This window comes from Paenibacillus sp. LT-B23 (assembly GCF_059417685.1).
Genome location: NZ_JBSQBM010000020.1, coordinates 66,953 through 82,994, shown reverse-complemented (window position 1 = coordinate 82,994; position 16,042 = coordinate 66,953). Strand labels below are relative to the sequence as shown.

14 protein-coding genes are annotated in these 16,042 nt (G+C 45.2%); 13 read left to right on the top strand and 1 reads right to left on the bottom strand.

Annotated elements, in window-relative coordinates; all coding sequences use genetic code 11:
* The 3 genes from ACWXW9_RS22115 to ACWXW9_RS22105 all read left to right on the top strand — a co-directional run bounded on the left by ACWXW9_RS22115 (position 1) and on the right by ACWXW9_RS22105 (position 3,005).
* Entirely contained in the window at positions 1-1,419 is a 1,419-nt protein-coding gene (locus tag ACWXW9_RS22115) for a glycoside hydrolase family 1 protein (RefSeq protein WP_494931189.1), read from the top strand.
* Complete coding sequence (locus tag ACWXW9_RS22110) at positions 1,416-2,063, top strand: YczE/YyaS/YitT family protein (protein WP_494931188.1); 648 nt, start codon at positions 1,416-1,418, stop codon at positions 2,061-2,063. The genes ACWXW9_RS22115 and ACWXW9_RS22110 overlap by 4 nt, the downstream gene beginning before the upstream one ends.
* Positions 2,064-2,207: 144 nt before the next feature.
* The gene (locus ACWXW9_RS22105; RefSeq protein ID WP_494931187.1) at positions 2,208-3,005 is read left to right on the top strand and encodes a hypothetical protein; all 798 of its coding nucleotides are present in this window, start codon (positions 2,208-2,210) and stop codon (positions 3,003-3,005) included.
* A gap of 29 nt (positions 3,006-3,034) precedes the next feature.
* Here the strand turns inward: ACWXW9_RS22105 and ACWXW9_RS22100 are convergent, their stop codons facing one another.
* On the bottom strand, positions 3,035-3,457 hold the full coding sequence (locus ACWXW9_RS22100; RefSeq protein ID WP_494931186.1) for a hypothetical protein: 423 nt from the start codon (positions 3,455-3,457) through the stop codon (positions 3,035-3,037).
* Positions 3,458-3,627: 170 nt separating this feature from the next.
* Between ACWXW9_RS22100 and ACWXW9_RS22095 the strand changes: the two genes are divergently transcribed.
* From ACWXW9_RS22095 to narI, 10 genes are all read left to right on the top strand, one after another.
* Complete coding sequence (locus tag ACWXW9_RS22095) at positions 3,628-4,416, top strand: YwiC-like family protein (RefSeq protein ID WP_494931185.1); 789 nt, start codon at positions 3,628-3,630, stop codon at positions 4,414-4,416.
* A 15-nt stretch (positions 4,417-4,431) separates the two neighbouring features.
* Positions 4,432-5,538 carry a TIGR04053 family radical SAM/SPASM domain-containing protein gene (locus tag ACWXW9_RS22090; protein ID WP_494931184.1) on the top strand — a complete coding sequence of 369 codons (1,107 nt, stop codon included), beginning with the start codon at positions 4,432-4,434 and terminating at the stop codon, positions 5,536-5,538.
* Complete coding sequence (gene hemG, locus ACWXW9_RS22085; RefSeq protein WP_494931183.1) at positions 5,531-6,952, top strand: protoporphyrinogen oxidase; 1,422 nt, start codon at positions 5,531-5,533, stop codon at positions 6,950-6,952. Before ACWXW9_RS22090 ends, hemG begins: the two co-directional genes overlap by 8 nt.
* A gap of 109 nt (positions 6,953-7,061) precedes the next feature.
* Complete coding sequence (gene ric, locus ACWXW9_RS22080; RefSeq protein ID WP_494931232.1) at positions 7,062-7,781, top strand: iron-sulfur cluster repair di-iron protein; 720 nt, start codon at positions 7,062-7,064, stop codon at positions 7,779-7,781.
* A 30-nt stretch (positions 7,782-7,811) separates the two neighbouring features.
* Positions 7,812-8,663: a molybdate ABC transporter substrate-binding protein gene (modA, locus tag ACWXW9_RS22075; protein WP_494931182.1), complete on the top strand. Its 852-nt coding sequence runs from the start codon at positions 7,812-7,814 to the stop codon at positions 8,661-8,663.
* Positions 8,660-9,337: a molybdate ABC transporter permease subunit gene (gene modB, locus ACWXW9_RS22070; protein ID WP_494931181.1), complete on the top strand. Its 678-nt coding sequence runs from the start codon at positions 8,660-8,662 to the stop codon at positions 9,335-9,337. The genes modA and modB overlap by 4 nt, the downstream gene beginning before the upstream one ends.
* Before the next feature lie 198 nt (positions 9,338-9,535).
* On the top strand, positions 9,536-13,210 hold the full coding sequence (locus ACWXW9_RS22065; RefSeq protein ID WP_494931180.1) for a nitrate reductase subunit alpha: 3,675 nt from the start codon (positions 9,536-9,538) through the stop codon (positions 13,208-13,210).
* Entirely contained in the window at positions 13,200-14,777 is a 1,578-nt protein-coding gene (gene narH, locus ACWXW9_RS22060; RefSeq protein WP_494931179.1) for a nitrate reductase subunit beta, read from the top strand. Before ACWXW9_RS22065 ends, narH begins: the two co-directional genes overlap by 11 nt.
* Positions 14,770-15,336: a nitrate reductase molybdenum cofactor assembly chaperone gene (gene narJ, locus ACWXW9_RS22055; protein WP_494931231.1), complete on the top strand. Its 567-nt coding sequence runs from the start codon at positions 14,770-14,772 to the stop codon at positions 15,334-15,336. The genes narH and narJ overlap by 8 nt, the downstream gene beginning before the upstream one ends.
* Entirely contained in the window at positions 15,336-16,019 is a 684-nt protein-coding gene (gene narI / locus ACWXW9_RS22050; RefSeq protein ID WP_082067264.1) for a respiratory nitrate reductase subunit gamma, read from the top strand. The genes narJ and narI overlap by 1 nt, the downstream gene beginning before the upstream one ends.
* Positions 16,020-16,042: the final 23 nt, after the last annotated feature.

The window sequence follows — 16,042 nt, the reverse complement described above, 5'->3', positions numbered from 1 at the left end:
TTGAAAAATTTCCCGGATCATTTTTATTGGGGAGGTTCGACAGCTGCCAATCAATATGAAGGTGGATGGAATCTGGGCGGAAAAGGTCCAAGTATCATGGATGCCTTTACGGGTGGAAATGTGAATACGGCGAGAAAAGTGATGCCATCGATGGACAGTAATTATTATTATCCGAACCATGAGGGAGTTGATTTCTATCATTATTATAAAGAGGATATCAAACTGTTTGCCGAATTAGGTTTTACGATGTACAGAATGTCCATTTCCTGGTCTAGAATATTTCCGCAAGGAGATGAGTTGGAACCCAATGAGGAAGGATTGGAGTTCTATGACAAGGTAATAGACGAGTTGCTAAGTTACGGGATTGAACCGATGATTACAATTTCACACTATGAAAGCCCGTTAGGACTATCCAAAAACTATGGGGGTTGGAGCAACCGCAAGCTTATTGACTTTTTCCTTCGTTATTGCGAAGTGATTATGAACAGATATAAGGGCAAAGTACGCTACTGGCTTACGTTTAATGAAATAAATTGCCTGACGATCCCGGAAGGTGCCTATCAAGGTGGTGGTTTGCTCGTTTCAGAGGAGGAAAATACCGAACAAATACGATATCAGGCTATGCACTATCAGCTTGTTGCCAGTGCAAAAGCCGTCCAACTGGGACATCAGATAGATCCAGAAAATAAAGTGGGCTGCATGATTGCCTATTTTGCCACCTATCCACTCTCTCCGAAACCGGAGGATGTCTTGCTCAATCAAAAATATGACCAGATTCATAACATGATTGCAGGTGATGTGCATGTACGAGGTTCGTATCCATCTTTTGCAGACGCGTTTTTTGAAGAAAACGATATAAAGCTGGACATCACAGAAGAAGATACAATCTCTCTAAAGAATGGAACAGTAGATTATTATACTTTGAGCTACTACACCTCAAATTGTATTTCTGCGGATGGGAACCAGGAGGAAGCCAAAGGCAACTTAATGAAAGGTGTCAAAAATCCTTATCTGCAAGCATCGGATTGGGGTTGGCAAATTGATGCTCAAGGTCTTAAGTATGTGTTGACTCATTTGTACGACAGGTACCAAATTCCGCTTATGCTAGTTGAGAATGGCTTGGGAGCGATAGATGAGGTTACAGCAGAAGGGGCCATTCACGACGATTACCGGATTGAATATTTAAAAGCACATATCGAGCAGATGAAAGCTGCGGTTCAAGAGGGCGTGGATCTGCAAGGCTATACTGCATGGGGATGTATTGATCTGGTTAGTGCCTCTACGGGCGAAATGAAAAAACGATATGGTTTTATTTATGTAGATAAGCATGATGACGGTTCCGGCACGATGGCCAGACTGAAAAAAGATTCTTTTTATTGGTATCAAAAATTAATTGAATCTAACGGCTCCATATTATGATCCAGCAACTCCTATTCAGAAGAACGTTGATGATGCTGCTTGGCATTGGAATGATGGGGGTGGGAGTATCTGCTTTCCGATTTGCCGACTTAGGAACTGATCCATTTTCTTGCATGAATATTGGTATCAGTAATGCTTTAGGTATTTCCTTTGGAACAGGGCAACTGATCGTAAATATTTTAATTTTTATCATTTTAATAATTGCTAATAAATCCCATTTCGGAACAGGCACGCTCATTAATATGATTTTTGTAGGATATGTTTCTGATTTTTTTCTGTCTATTCTGGGGCATTGGAGTTTTTTAACCGAATCTTTTGTCGGGCGATTAGCGATTGTCTTTATTGCACTTATTATAACGGCACTGGCCGCGAGCTTGTATATGTCAGCAGCTATGGGGGTAGCGCCTTATGATGCTGTTGCGATGGAGGCAGAGCACAAGTGGAAAATACCTTTTCGTATAGGTAGAATCACAACGGATTTGCTGTGTGTCATTATTGGGTTTCTGCTAGGTAGTACAGTTAATATTGGAACCATTGCTACGGTAATACTTATGGGGCCCTTGGTAGCTTATTTCCGCTCCTCATTCACGAACAGATTAGTAAATAAAGCCTCATTGAAAACTATAACTATCAAAACAACTTAGAAATAATATATCCCCTGAAAATTATCAGGGGATATATTATTGTAGTGCTAAACGCAGATGACAGCAACACATTGCTCCAAAAATGATTTAAATATAAAGATGAACTGAGTATTCCGAGTAGCCTAACATTGTAAGGAGGGCGTTATGGATAAAAAGGCAAAGAAAATACTAATGAACACTTTCTGGTCCTCCGGCGGCTGGAAACCGAATCGGGCTTTTTATTCCGGTGAGGATTTTGAATATGCAAAAAGCAAGGGTCTGATGTTCGATCCCGTTACGATTACACATGATGAGATCGTTAAACGGTTACAGAAGCTGCATCAGGGCGAGATTACAAAAGAGCGGGTGGCGGCAGCATTTTTGCACAGCCTTTCCACGAAAAAGGTTCATTTACGAAGTGCCTTGTCGAGCTGGGCTTTAACCTCCAGCCTTCTTTTGCACACCTATGGTGAGCGGCCTGTCGTCCTGCCCAATTACAGTAGCTGTGGGGACTGTAATTTTAATAAAATGGTGTCCGATAAGGAATACGTCAATGAAGATTTGAATGTACTGAATTTTGAACGAATCAAATGGGGCGGTATTCGTCTGAACCACCTTCTTTATTGCTGGATGGACCTTGAATTGTTCAGTCAAGAAGAGGATGTTCAGGTTTCTGATGAGGATCTAGCTATACTTCATAACATGCTCGAAGCTGTTCAGAACTGTGATGCTCAAAGCAGTGCGCGTCAATTGGAAAAGCGCTGGAAGGATGTGTTCCCTTCTAGCAAAAACGAACGGGATGTAGTTATGGAGGTATGGGGGTATGCCGGGCTGCTTGTCCCACAGGAAACACCTCGTAGACGTGGGAACGGGAATCATGATTTTAATTCAGTAGCAGCCTGGCAAGGAGATGACGGATACTCGCAGGAGGCGCTGGACCATTTCTTCGGCACGTTTTTATAGAGAAAGTGAATAATTACGCCACATCTTGATCATGACGTCTCCTCAAACAACAGACGTTCTTCTTCCCGGCTATGAATGGCATTGACAACCAGGAGCGCGTGGAACTGCTGAAGAACTTCAGGCGTAAGCCCTTCTTCACGGATCCCAGCTTTGAGCTCTTTTACAATGATTCGGAGCAGATCATGATCCCGTGTAAGTTTGACGACGGCTTCCTGCAGCTCCGGTTTTTTCTCGACCTTTTCCTGATAGAATCCTTCCTCTTCTGCATCAGCATGGCTGAGAATGCGAGTTTCCCAATATTCGATCAAGTGGTCGGCGGCCTGGCGCGCCACATTGAATTCTTTTGCTCTGAGTAATTCCTCTACTTCTCTCGTCTTATCTAGAGCGCCAGATAGCCCGCCTTGATGAATGGCATGATGAGCATGCAGTTGACGCAAAGATGGTCCTCCCATATCGATTCATCCTTTCTGTGTTCCCTTTTTTTAGTACAGTATAGCATAGGAAAAAAGCGTTGTTTTTCCGGTTAGGCTATTCCCCCCTATGAAAAAGGGAACTCCCTGATTGGTTCAATTTCATGTAATACTTAGAATGAAATTAGAAGACAAAATTCAATCTTGGGGGAATGGATGATGAGTCGATTAACCGAAATAACAAACATAAAAAAGATTGTGAAAAAAGGATCAAGGTTTTGAAGGGGATGAGCAGATACATACCCAATCAACATGGAGCTTGGGCAATGCTCATTCTTCCATTTTTATTCGGTCTAGCGGCTTCTCGAGGGGAGCTTATTCATATACCACTATTTGTGTGCTGGTTTTTTATCTACTTATTCAGTTTTCCTGTTCTCCAATGGATCAAAACAGGCAGCAGTGAAAGATACCGTAAACCCGCCGTTGTATACGGAGTGATATTACTTCCTTTTTTAATTTCTCTTGTATGGTTTGAGCCTGCTTTGATCTGGTATGGAGTTCTGCTACTGCTTTTTTTTATGGCTAATATTTATTTTGCAAAAACGAAAAATGAACGTGCTTTACTAAATGACATTGTTGCAATTCTGCTCTTTTGTTCTTTTATATACCCCGTTATTTATATGGGGGAAGGAAACAATTGGAAAGTAGCAACAGAGCTATTCTTGCTTTTGGTGTTTTACTTTATTGGAACTGCTTTGTATGTCAAAACGATCATTCGTGAACGAAAAAATATACGTTATTATTATGCTTCCATCATATATCATGTGGTGATTTTGTTGTTTGCTACTTGCTTAAAGTTACCTCTATTTGTTCCTTTTTTGATTTTTTTGATACGAGCCATTTGGCTTCCTAAATTCAGATTACAGGTAAAACAAGTTGGCATGGCGGAAATTGGATTTTCAATGATGCTCTATGTTTTTGTGTTGTTTTTATACTTCTAAAAAGGAGAGACATCAATGATATCTTTGAAAACGCCGCGTGATTATCATACAGACCCGTTTATAGTCATCTGGGAGGTGACACGAGCTTGTGCTTTAAAGTGCCTTCACTGTAGAGCGGAAGCTCAGTACAAACCTGATCCTCGCCAACTGACATTAGAAGAGGGTAAAAAACTGATGGATCAAATCGCTGAAATGAATCATCCGTTGGTTGTACTCACAGGCGGAGATCCTTTAATGCGTCCTGATCTATTTGAATTGGCTCAATATGCAATTGAAGAGAAAAAGCTGTCGGTTTCTATGACCCCCAGTGCCACCCCTAAAGTGACACGAGCAGCGGTAGAAAAAGCAAAGCAAGTCGGCTTATCACGGTGGGCGTTTAGTCTGGACGGTTCATGTGCAGACATTCACGATCATTTTCGAGGTACAGCGGGTTCTTACGATACGACCATGCGAGGAATTGGTTATTTAAAGGAACTGAGCATCCCTATTCAAGTGAACACTACAGTGTCTCGGTATAATCTTCATGATCTGGAGCAAATTGCAGAAAGGGTAAAGGAAATGCAGGCTGTGTTATGGAGCTTATTTTTCCTTGTTCCAACCGGGCGTGGCATGGAGAAAGATATGATTACTCCTGATGAGCATGAAGCCGTAATGAAATGGCTGTATCAAATACAGCAACAAATGCCGTACGGCGTAAAGGCTACAGAAGCTCCCCACTACCGAAGGGTTGTACTACAGGAAAAGCACAGAGCAGGTAAGAGTGGTGAGGTGGATAAACAAAAGAGGGCAGATGTTTTAGGACGTGCGCCTAAAGGAGTAAACGATGGGGATGGATTTGTTTTTATCAGTCATATTGGCGAAGTGTACCCAAGCGGTTTTCTGCCTCTTTCATGCGGAAATGTACGAAAAGATAACCTGGCTGATATCTATCGCAGCTCTCCGATCATGACCAATCTTAGAAATAAGTCTCTACTTAAAGGTAAATGCGGCGTCTGTGAATTCAAGACAGTCTGTGGGGGCTCCAGAGCAAGGGCTTTTGGAATAACAGGAGACTATTTGGAAAGTGATCCTTATTGTGCGTATGTACCTGGGATTGGGAAGGAAACGTGTTTTCATGAATAAAAATGCTAAAAGAGTTGTCATTCTGGGTGGAGGAATAAGCGGTTTAAGTGCTGCCTTTTATGTGAAAAAGCTGGCTGAGGATAGGCAGCTTGAAGTGGAGATTACACTGGTGGAGAAAAGTGAACGTCTGGGAGGAAAGCTACAAACCGTTCGCCAAAACGATTTTATGATCGAAAAAGGACCGGATGCTTTCTTGGCCAGAAAGACTGCTATATTGGATCTGACCATGGAGTTGGGGCTGGAAGCAGAGCTGGTATCGACAAACCCGAAGGCCAAATCTGCCTGCATTTTGCATAAGGGCAAACTTCATACGATGCCGATGGGCTTCATTCTGGGCATTCCAACAAAGCTCACTCCTTTCATTCGGACAGGACTTATTTCTCCGCTGGGAAAAGCACGAGCAGCTCTGGATTTAATCATTCCGGCGAAGAAAGGTGATGCGGACGAATCTCTAGGTGATTTTATCAAACGGCGTCTCGGCAAAGAAGTTCTGGACCAGATTACAGAACCTCTGCTGTCTGGAATTTACGCTGGGGATACACATTCTCTAAGCCTCATGTCAACCTTCCCTCAATTTAAGCAAATGGAACAAAAGCATGGAAGTCTGATTAAAGGTATGTCTAAAGGGGCGGGAAGAAAGTCGGCTGTACAAGAAAAACTGCCGGATATCGCTAAGAAAAGTATGTTTCTTTCTTATCGGCTAGGATTATCTACGATCGTGGAGCGGCTAAAGGAAAGGCTGGATACCGTACGTTTTGTTATGGGGCAAGGTGTAGTTGAAGTAAGGAAAGAAAGCGGTTATCAGGTCATTTTAGAACATGGACAAAAAATAGATGCTGATGCAGTGATATGCGCTGTTCCAGCCTTTGAGGCGGCTAAATTATTTTCCGGTGTTACAAGCGCTAGCTGGTTAAACAAGATTAACTATGTTTCCGTAGCCAATATTGCCCTTGCTTATAAAAATACAGATCTTAATCTTGCTTTTGAGGGAACAGGATTTCTGGTTCCCCGCAAAGAAGGCAAAATGATTACGGCATGTACATGGTCTTCGACAAAGTGGAGCCATACTGCTCCAGAAGGATATACACTCTTACGGACCTATATCGGACATGCAGGCGCACAGGAGTGGGTTCAGATGACAGACGATGAACTTGTGGATGCGGCGCGCAAAGACCTGAAAGATTTAATGGGGCTCGAAGCTGAACCAGAACTGACCGAAGTCAGTCGGTGCAATCAATCGATGCCGCAATATCCGATTGGACACAAAGAACATATGGCGAGGGTGAGACATGGCTTCTCACAGTACTTACCGAATGTATTTCTATGCGGTGCTGGTTATGGAGGCGTTGGGATTCCGGATTGTATCGCTCAAGGCAAAGAAGCGGCTGAACAGTTGCTTTCAGATTTTTTATAATAAGGCTATTTCCTTCTGTGAAAGAGGGAATGCCCTGATTGGTTCAGCTCTAAGGGAGACGTAGAATGAAAGTGGAGCATAAAACCGAAGTAAGATGGGGGAATGGATGATGAGCCAGTTAACGGAAGAAACTTGGGTAGAGGACATTGTGAAAGAAGTACCAAAAACAGGAGATTTGTTCCGTAAACTGCGGATTGACTTCTGCTGTGGCGGGAAAATATCGCTCCGTGAAGCAGCAGCCAATCGAGGCCTCCACGCTGGCGAACTGCTAACGCAGATACATGAAGTGGAAGAAAAGCAGGCACAGCAAAAACAAATGCAGCCTTCTTCACTCGAACCAAAAGAACTAATCGCCTATATCCAGGATGAGTATCATACAAAGCTTTGCGAAGAACTATCGGCGCTCACGCCGTATGTAACCAAACTAACGCGGGTTCACGGCGAACGTTATCCGCATCTAAAGCGAGTTAATGAACTGTTCACCTTGCTTAAACAGGAATTATCGGAACATATTCAAAATGAGGAAAACCTTGTGTTTCCGATGATTCAAGCGTTTTTACAGGAATCGACAGTTGAACGGGCAGACGCACTAAATCCGTATTTATCCAAGTTGCAAGACGAGCATCAAGCGGTGGTGGAATTACTGAAGGAACTGCGCTTGATCACAAACGGTTTTGAGCTGCTGCAGGAGGCTTGTGGTACGCACCGGCTCGTATTGAAGCGGTTAGAAAATCTGGAAGCGGACATTTTTAATCATATTCTTCTTGAAAATTGTACACTATTCGAACGTACGAGACAGGCACAGCTAATAGCGAAGCCCATTAATTGATAATGAACGAACATGAGGAGCCGAACCAAGATGCATAAATTAATTAAAAGTAGCACTGTTTTCGTTTTGGTTATTTCCATCATTTTATTATTTTCAGGATGCGGTACGAAACAACAACTAGATTCAAATGTTGGCAGCGCGGGTCAGAATGGATCTTCCATCCAGACATCTTCGAAAACGGCTGAAACTATTGAGCTTACCATATCCGCAGCAGCAAGTTTAACGGATGCGCTCAAAGAAATTCAACATTCATACGAATCAACCCATACAGGCATCAAATTGAATTTTAACTTCGGCGGCTCTGGTGCGCTGGAAAAACAAATTGAGCAAGGAGCGCCGTCGGATTTGTTTCTGTCCGCTTCGACCAAAAACATGAAGTCCCTTGTTGATCAGCAGTTAATAGATACGAAAAAACAAAAAACGTGGCTGACGAACGAATTGGTCGCGGTTATCCCTGCAGACGGGACGATGAACATCGCGAGTGTAACCGATTTAACAAAAAAAGAAGTGAAGAAAGTTGCGATCGGTATTCCTGAAAGTGTTCCTGCTGGCAGCTACGCACAGGAAGCACTGACGAGCGTGAAGCTTTGGGATACGTTGCAAGCCAAACTAGTTCAGAGTAAAGATGTCAGACAAGTGCTACAGTATGTGGAGACCGGAAACGTCGATGTCGGATTTGTGTACAAGACGGATGCTTTGACTTCACAAAAGGCAAAAATCGCCTTTGAGGTTGATCCCAAAACCTACTCACCTGTTGAATATCCAATCGGGATTGTTAAAGCTTCAAAACATAGCCAAGAAGCTGAAGACTTTTATGAGTACCTACAAACGCAAGAGTCTTTGGATATCATGGCTAAGTATGGATTTTCCATACCGAAGTGATCATGCAGGACCTGGATTGGAATGAATATTGGTCTCCTATCCAATTATCGTTACAGGTTGCGCTGTTATCGAGTGTGTTGGTTATCGTAGTAAGCTTGGTTGCGGCCTGGTGGATGTCGCGATTAGGAGCATTTAAAGGAAAAACGTTCGTTGAAACTGCTTTTATGCTGCCACTGGTACTCCCTCCGACAGTAGTTGGCTTTTTACTGTTAATGTTGCTCGGGCGAAAAAGTGAGTTCGGACGTTTCGTGGAACAATGGTTTGGTGAACCGATCGTATTTTCGTGGTGGGCTGCGGTAATCGCGTCGGTCGTTGTAGCCTTCCCTCTGGCCTATCGAACGATGACGGTGGGATTTGCTTCTGTTAATCGGGATTTGGAAGATGCGGGACGTTCCATAGGGGCGAGCGAATGGCAGGTGTTCCGGTACATAACCTTCCCTTTAATTTTTCCTTCTTTTAAAGCCGCTTTTGTACTCGGCTTTGCCCGCGGCCTGGGCGAATTTGGTGCTACGCTGATGATTGCCGGGAATATTCCGGGTAAAACACAAACGATTCCGACTGCCATTTATATTGCGGTGGATTCTGGTCATCTTCCTATGGCTTGGGCGTGGACATGCTCTATCATACTCATTTCTTTTATCATGCTCCTGTTAACGGGCCAAAAGAACAATTAATCACTTCATATAAGCTTCCCTTTAGCAGAGGGAGGCTTTTTTGTATCTTTTCATAGAACGAGGGATTTCCTGTAGCGCTATAGGACATTCCCTAATGGGAACAGAGATGAATGAATTACATAATGAAAGTAAGCGAATGAACCTTTCCATAGAACTTGCGTTGGGATGATTCATTCTAAAAAGGAGTGTTGGTCATCGATGAAAAAAAAATACAACCTCAACTTTTTTAAACCGATCGAAAGCTATTCGGGAAATTGGTCAATCCTTGAGGAAAAAAATAGAGAATGGGAAAACGTGTACCGTCAGCGTTGGTCTCACGACAAAGTGGTTCGGACGACTCACGGAGTGAACTGCACCGGTTCCTGTAGTTGGAAGGTTTTTGTGAAAAACGGCATCATTACCTGGGAAAATCAACAGATCGATTATCCTTCCTGCGGTGTAGATATGCCAGAATTTGAGCCGCGTGGATGCCCGCGTGGCGCTACATTTTCCTGGTATGAATACAGTCCATTACGCGTGAAATATCCTTATATGCGCGGCAAGCTGTTGCGGCTTTGGCAGGCAGCCATCCAGGAACATGCCAATCCGGTGGAAGCATGGGCAAGCATTGTGGAAGATCCGGAGAAAGCCAAGCTCTACAAAGCAGCTCGCGGAAAAGGCGGTCATGTCCGTGTCGCTTGGGACGATGTCCTACGTCTGATCTCGGCGCAACTCATCTATACCATTCGTAAGTATGGTCCCGACCGGATCGCGGGCTTTACGCCAATTCCGGCGATGTCAATGATAAGCTACGCTTCAGGAGCCCGATTCATTTCGCTTCTCGGTGGACAGATGTTGAGTTTTTATGACTGGTATGCCGACCTTCCGCCTTCATCTCCTCAAATTTGGGGTGAGCAGACGGATGTACCGGAATCTTCTGATTGGTACAATGCGGGTTACCTGATTATGTGGGGATCGAACGTACCGCTTACCCGGACGCCAGACGCTCATTTTATGACGGAAGTAAGATATAAGGGAACAAAAGTCGTATCAGTGGCTCCCGACTTGGCGGAGAATGTGAAGTTCGCTGACAACTGGCTTGCACCACATCCGGGTACAGATGCTGCCATAGCCCAGGCTATGACGCATGTTATTTTGGATGAGTTTTACAAAGATCGCCAAGAACCGATGTTCATTAACTATGCCAAACAATATACGGATATGCCGTTTATGATTCTGCTTGATCCACACGAAGGAGCCTGGAAAGGTGGACGTTTTCTACGGGCGAGTGACCTGGGCGATGTTTCGCCGCATGCGGACTGGAAGCCGGTCATATATGACGAAGCGGCGGGGGAAATGCTGGTCCCGAACGGTACGATGGGACAGCGCTGGGAGCAGGATAAGAAATGGAACCTGATTCTGGAACGGGAAGACGGAACAAAGGTTGAGCCCGCACTCACTGTGGAAGGTCATGGCGAGCAATGGGAAGAAGTCGTATTCCCTTACTTTGATAACGCTGGTAATGGAACGTTCAAACGTGTAATTCCGGCCAAAAAAGTACGCTTGGCAGATGGCTCGGAACGTTACGTAGCAACCGTGTACGATTTGATGATGAGCCAGTATGGTGTCGTACGCAATGACAGCCCTCATAACGCCAAAAATTATTACGACGAAGCTTCGCATTATACCCCTGCCTGGCAGGAGAAGATCACAGGCGTGAAGGCGTCTGTTGTGGTACAGATTGCTCGGGAATTTGCTCAAAATGCTATCGATACTAAAGGGCGCTCCATGATTATTATGGGTGCGGGTATCAACCACTGGTTCAATAGTGACACGATCTATCGGTCCATCTTGAATCTTGTCGTGTTGACTGCTTCCCAAGGTGTAAACGGTGGAGGCTGGGCGCATTATGTTGGTCAAGAAAAGCTTCGCCCAATCGAAGGCTGGTCAACGATTGCCTTTGCAAAAGACTGGCAAGGGGCGGCTCGACAGCAAAATGCTACATCGTTTTTCTACTTTGCAACAGAGCAGTGGCGTTACGAAGAAAGTGGAACAGACACCTTGAAGTCACCGATTGGCGGGGATGTCAGTTACACACATCCAGCAGACTACAACGTGCTCGCAGCGCGCCTGGGGTGGCTGCCTTCTTATCCACAGTTTAATAAAAACAGTCTACTGTTCGCCGAAGAGGCTGCGCAATTAGGCAAGAAGTCCAACGAGGACATCATTAATCATTCTGTGGAAGAGATTAAATCACGTAAGACACGCTTCGCTGTAGAAGATCCTGGGGCAGCCGAGAACTTCCCGCGCTCACTCTTTGTTTGGCGGTCAAATCTGATTTCCAGTTCGGCGAAGGGACAAGAGTATTTTATGAAACATTTACTCGGAGCATCTGATGCCCTGCTTGCCCGGCCGAACGAAGAACAGAAACCCGAGGAAATCGTCTGGCGGGAAGATGTGGAAGGAAAGCTTGATCTGATGGTTGCACTTGATTTCCGGATGACAACAACCCCACTATACGCGGATATCGTACTTCCGGCGGCAACCTGGTATGAAAAAACAGACTTGTCGTCAACAGACATGCATCCTTTCGTGCACCCGTTTAATCCGGCTGTTAATCCACTGTGGGAATCCCGCGCGGACTGGGATATTTACCGCCAGCTTTCCGAAGTCTTTTCGGATATGGCAAAAGAGTACCTGCCAGGAACATATAAAGACCTTGTGACTGCGCCGCTCGCACACGATAGTATAGGCGAAATTTCACAGCCGATGGGTCTTGTAAAGGATTGGACGAAGGGCGAGATTGAAGCGACTCCGGGTAAAACCATGCCGAATTTCAGCATCATCGAACGCGATTATACTAAAATTCACGATAAATTTATCTCACTCGGTCCTAATTTGACTACTGGAAAAGCAGGTGCGCATGGTGTCAGCTTCTCCGTAGCGGACGAATATGAGGAAATGAAAAAGTTGAACGGAGTTTATTACGATGAGTCCATTAAAGATGGGCTGCCCAAAATCCAGACAGCTCGCCAAGTGGCCAATGCAATTCTTCACCTTTCATCCGCGACTAATGGACGGGTGTCGCAAAAGGCTTATGAGCAGGCAGAAGAGCTTCACGGTGTGGAACTCAAAGACATCTCGGCCGATCGTGCAGCGGAAAGGATCACTTTCCAAAGTATCACGGCACAGCCGCGTGAAGTTATACCGACACCGGTATTCACTGGATCGAACAAGAAGGGACGCCGCTATTCACCATTTACAACGAATATTGAACGTCTCGTTCCGTTTCGTACTTTGACGGGAAGACAGCATTTCTATATTGATCATGAGATTTTCCAACAATTTGGGGAATCATTGCCGATCTACAAACCGACGCTGCCGCCGATGGTGTTCGGTCCTCGCGACCGGGAAATAAAAGGCGGGCAAGATTCACTTGTGCTTCGTTATCTGACACCGCACGGTAAATGGAATATTCACTCCACCTATCAGGACAACCAGCACATGCTGACACTGTTTCGCGGAGGTCCTACGGTGTGGATCAACAACGAAGACGCAGAGGCACATGGTCTTGCTGACAATGACTGGGTAGAGGTATACAACCGTAACGGCGTCGTAACCGCCCGGACCGTTGTCAGCCACCGGATGCCAAGAGGAACGATGTTCATGTACCATGCTCAGGATAAGCACATTCAAGTGCCAGGCTCCGAAATCACGGATACACGCGGCGGTAGTCATAACGCACCGACAAGAATTCATCTCAAACCAACCCAGATGGTCGGTGGATATGCTCAGCTTAGTTATGGATTCAACTATTATGGTCCGATCGGCAACCAGCGTGATGTGTACGTTGCGGTACGTAAAATGAAGGAGGTTAACTGGCTTGAAGATTAAAGCTCAAATTGCCATGGTCATGAACCTGGATAAATGTATTGGCTGTCATACGTGCAGCGTGACATGTAAAACAACCTGGACGAACCGCAAAGGTGCGGAATATATGTGGTTTAACAATGTGGAAACCAAACCGGGTATCGGTTATCCGAAGCGCTGGGAAGATCAGGAATTATATAAAGGGGGCTGGCAGCTCCGCAAAGGGAAACTGGAACTGAAGTCAGGCAACAAGCTGTCCAAGATAGCACTGGGTAAGATTTTTTACAATCCAGACATGCCGGAAATGAAAGATTATTATGAGCCCTGGACTTATAATTACGAGCAACTGACCAACGCTGGCGAACAGAAGCATTCACCTGTAGCACGCGCGCATTCTGCGGTAACGGGTGAAAAAATGGATTTGGAGTGGGGTCCAAACTGGGAAGATGACCTGGCGGGTGCGCATGTAACCGGTCCGCTTGATCCAAATATTCAGAAAATCGAAGAAGAGATTAAATTTAACTTTGAGAAGTCTTTCATGGTTTATCTCCCACGGCTTTGCGAACATTGCCTAAATCCAAGCTGTGTCGCGTCCTGTCCTTCGGGCGCCATGTACAAACGGGACGAGGACGGAATCGTGCTCGTGGATCAGGAAGCCTGCCGTGGCTGGCGGTATTGCATGACGGGCTGTCCATACAAAAAAGTGTACTTTAACTGGCAGACGAACAAAGCGGAAAAATGTACCTTCTGTTTCCCACGTGTGGAAGCTGGCCTGCCGACAGTCTGCTCCGAGACATGTACAGGACGAATTCGCTACCTCGGCGTTATGCTGTATGACGCGGATCGGGTGCTTGAGGCCGCTTCTACGCAGGATGAGAAAGAACTTTACAAAGCGCAGTGCGACCTGTTCATGGATCCAAGTGATCCGGCAGTGATTGCTCAAGCGAGAAAAGACGGTATCTCGGAGGACTGGATCGAAGCAGCGCAGAACTCGCCTGTCTACAAGCTTGCCATTGAGCACAAGCTGGCATTCCCGCTTCATCCAGAATACCGCACATTACCTATGGTGTGGTATGTGCCACCACTTAGTCCAATCATGAATTACTTTGAAGGGAAAGACTCGATTGAGAATCCCGATATGATCTTTCCGGCTATCGAAGAGATGCGCACCCCCATTCAGTACCTTGCCAATATGTTGACGGCGGGCGACACGCAAACCGTGAAGGAATCCTTGCAGCGAATGGCTATGATGCGCTCCTATATGCGTGCCCAGTCCACAGGACAATCTTTCGATGAAAGCCGTCTTGAGCGCATCGGCATGACACCGCGGCAGACCGAGCAGATGTATCGACTTCTGGCGATTGCCAAGTATGAGGATCGTTTCGTCATTCCGACATCGCATAAAGAAGGATATTCGAACCCGTACCGAGCTCAAGGATCTACTGGTTACGGTGATACCATGGGAAACATGGGTTCAGGCTCTGGATGTGACGGCTGTAGTATGGCAAGTTCAATGGGCATGGAAGAGCCTTTGAAAACTGGAAAAGAAATGTATGAAGAAAACTTCTACGGGGGTATTTGGCGTGATTAATGTAGCGAAGCTGTATGAATGCAAGCCATCATTCGGGTTTTTCGCCCAGCAACTCATGTACCCGGAAAAGCTGGATTTTCATCCGGCTTTTCTGGAAGCGTCGTTTGATCCAAACCATCCGGCATATACGTATGCGAACACCTACTGGTCCCTTATGCAAGAGTTCAGTATGGAAGAGATTCAGGAAATGTATACAGAAACCTTTGATTTTCAAAAAAATTGTGCACTATATATGACTTACTTTAAATTCGAAGATGCAAAAGAACGGGGACAAATGTTGGTCAAGTTAAAGGTGCTATATGAGATGTACGGTCTTGAAATGCCAGATGGAGAGCTGCCAGATTACCTTCCGCTCATGTGTGAATTTCTGTATGCCGCCGAATGGGCGCAAGATCCGAAGACGACAGAAAACTTCCGTATGCCAATCGCGATCCTGGAAGACGGCACATATCATTTGCTTAAAGCACTGGAAAAAATGGAAAGCCCGTATTTTCATCTGGTGAAGGGACTGCGCGAAACGATTAAAGCTTGCGTAGAACAGGAGGCAGCCGCGCAATGATGATGCTAGAGCAGTTTTTATGGGTTATTTTCCCTTATATGTGCGTGGTCGTCTTTATAGTAGGGCATATTTTCCGCTACAGAAACGACCAGTTCAATTGGACAGCGAAATCAAGTGAGTTTATTGAAAAAAAACAATTGATGATCGGAAGTCTCTTATTCCACCTGGGTATTATCCCGGTTATTATGGGTCATGTATCCGGTCTGGGCATACCAAAAACCTGGATGCATGCACTGGGTGTAAACGATCATCTGTATCATATTGGAGCAGTTTATGTTGGTGGAATATTTGGAGCGATGACGTTCCTCGGTATGTTGATTCTTACCTCTCGTCGTTTTACAATACGCAGTGTACGCCGTTTAAGTACAGCGTCTGATTTGATTGTAAACGTATTGCTATTGGCCATTGTATGCATGGGGATGTTCGCGACTCTCGTGACGAATGCGGTACAGCCGGAATTCGATTATCGGGAGACGATCTCGATCTGGTTCCGCGGTTTATTCATATTCCGTGTTGACCCGACACTGATGAGAGATGTACCGATGTCTTTCAGGCTTCATATACTTATGGGCTTTGCGATTTTTGCATTCTGGCCGTTTACCCGGCTTGTACATGTGTGGAGTGTTCCGTTGAATTATGTGCGCAGAAGTTATATCCTTTACAGAAGACATAAATCGAATTAGGAAAGCGGGCTCTGCCTTCTTTC

Coding starts and splice junctions, on each gene's coding strand:
- ACWXW9_RS22090 (WP_494931184.1), top strand. CDS start 4,432: ATGATATCTTTGAAAACGCCGCGTGATTATCATACAGACCCGTTTATA.
- ACWXW9_RS22065 (WP_494931180.1), top strand. CDS start 9,536: ATGAAAAAAAAATACAACCTCAACTTTTTTAAACCGATCGAAAGCTAT.
- ACWXW9_RS22100 (WP_494931186.1), bottom strand. CDS start 3,457: ATGGGAGGACCATCTTTGCGTCAACTGCATGCTCATCATGCCATTCAT.
- modA (WP_494931182.1), top strand. CDS start 7,812: ATGCATAAATTAATTAAAAGTAGCACTGTTTTCGTTTTGGTTATTTCC.
- ric (WP_494931232.1), top strand. CDS start 7,062: ATGAGCCAGTTAACGGAAGAAACTTGGGTAGAGGACATTGTGAAAGAA.
- ACWXW9_RS22110 (WP_494931188.1), top strand. CDS start 1,416: ATGATCCAGCAACTCCTATTCAGAAGAACGTTGATGATGCTGCTTGGC.
- ACWXW9_RS22095 (WP_494931185.1), top strand. CDS start 3,628: ATGGATGATGAGTCGATTAACCGAAATAACAAACATAAAAAAGATTGT.
- hemG (WP_494931183.1), top strand. CDS start 5,531: ATGAATAAAAATGCTAAAAGAGTTGTCATTCTGGGTGGAGGAATAAGC.
- ACWXW9_RS22105 (WP_494931187.1), top strand. CDS start 2,208: ATGGATAAAAAGGCAAAGAAAATACTAATGAACACTTTCTGGTCCTCC.
- narI (WP_082067264.1), top strand. CDS start 15,336: ATGATGCTAGAGCAGTTTTTATGGGTTATTTTCCCTTATATGTGCGTG.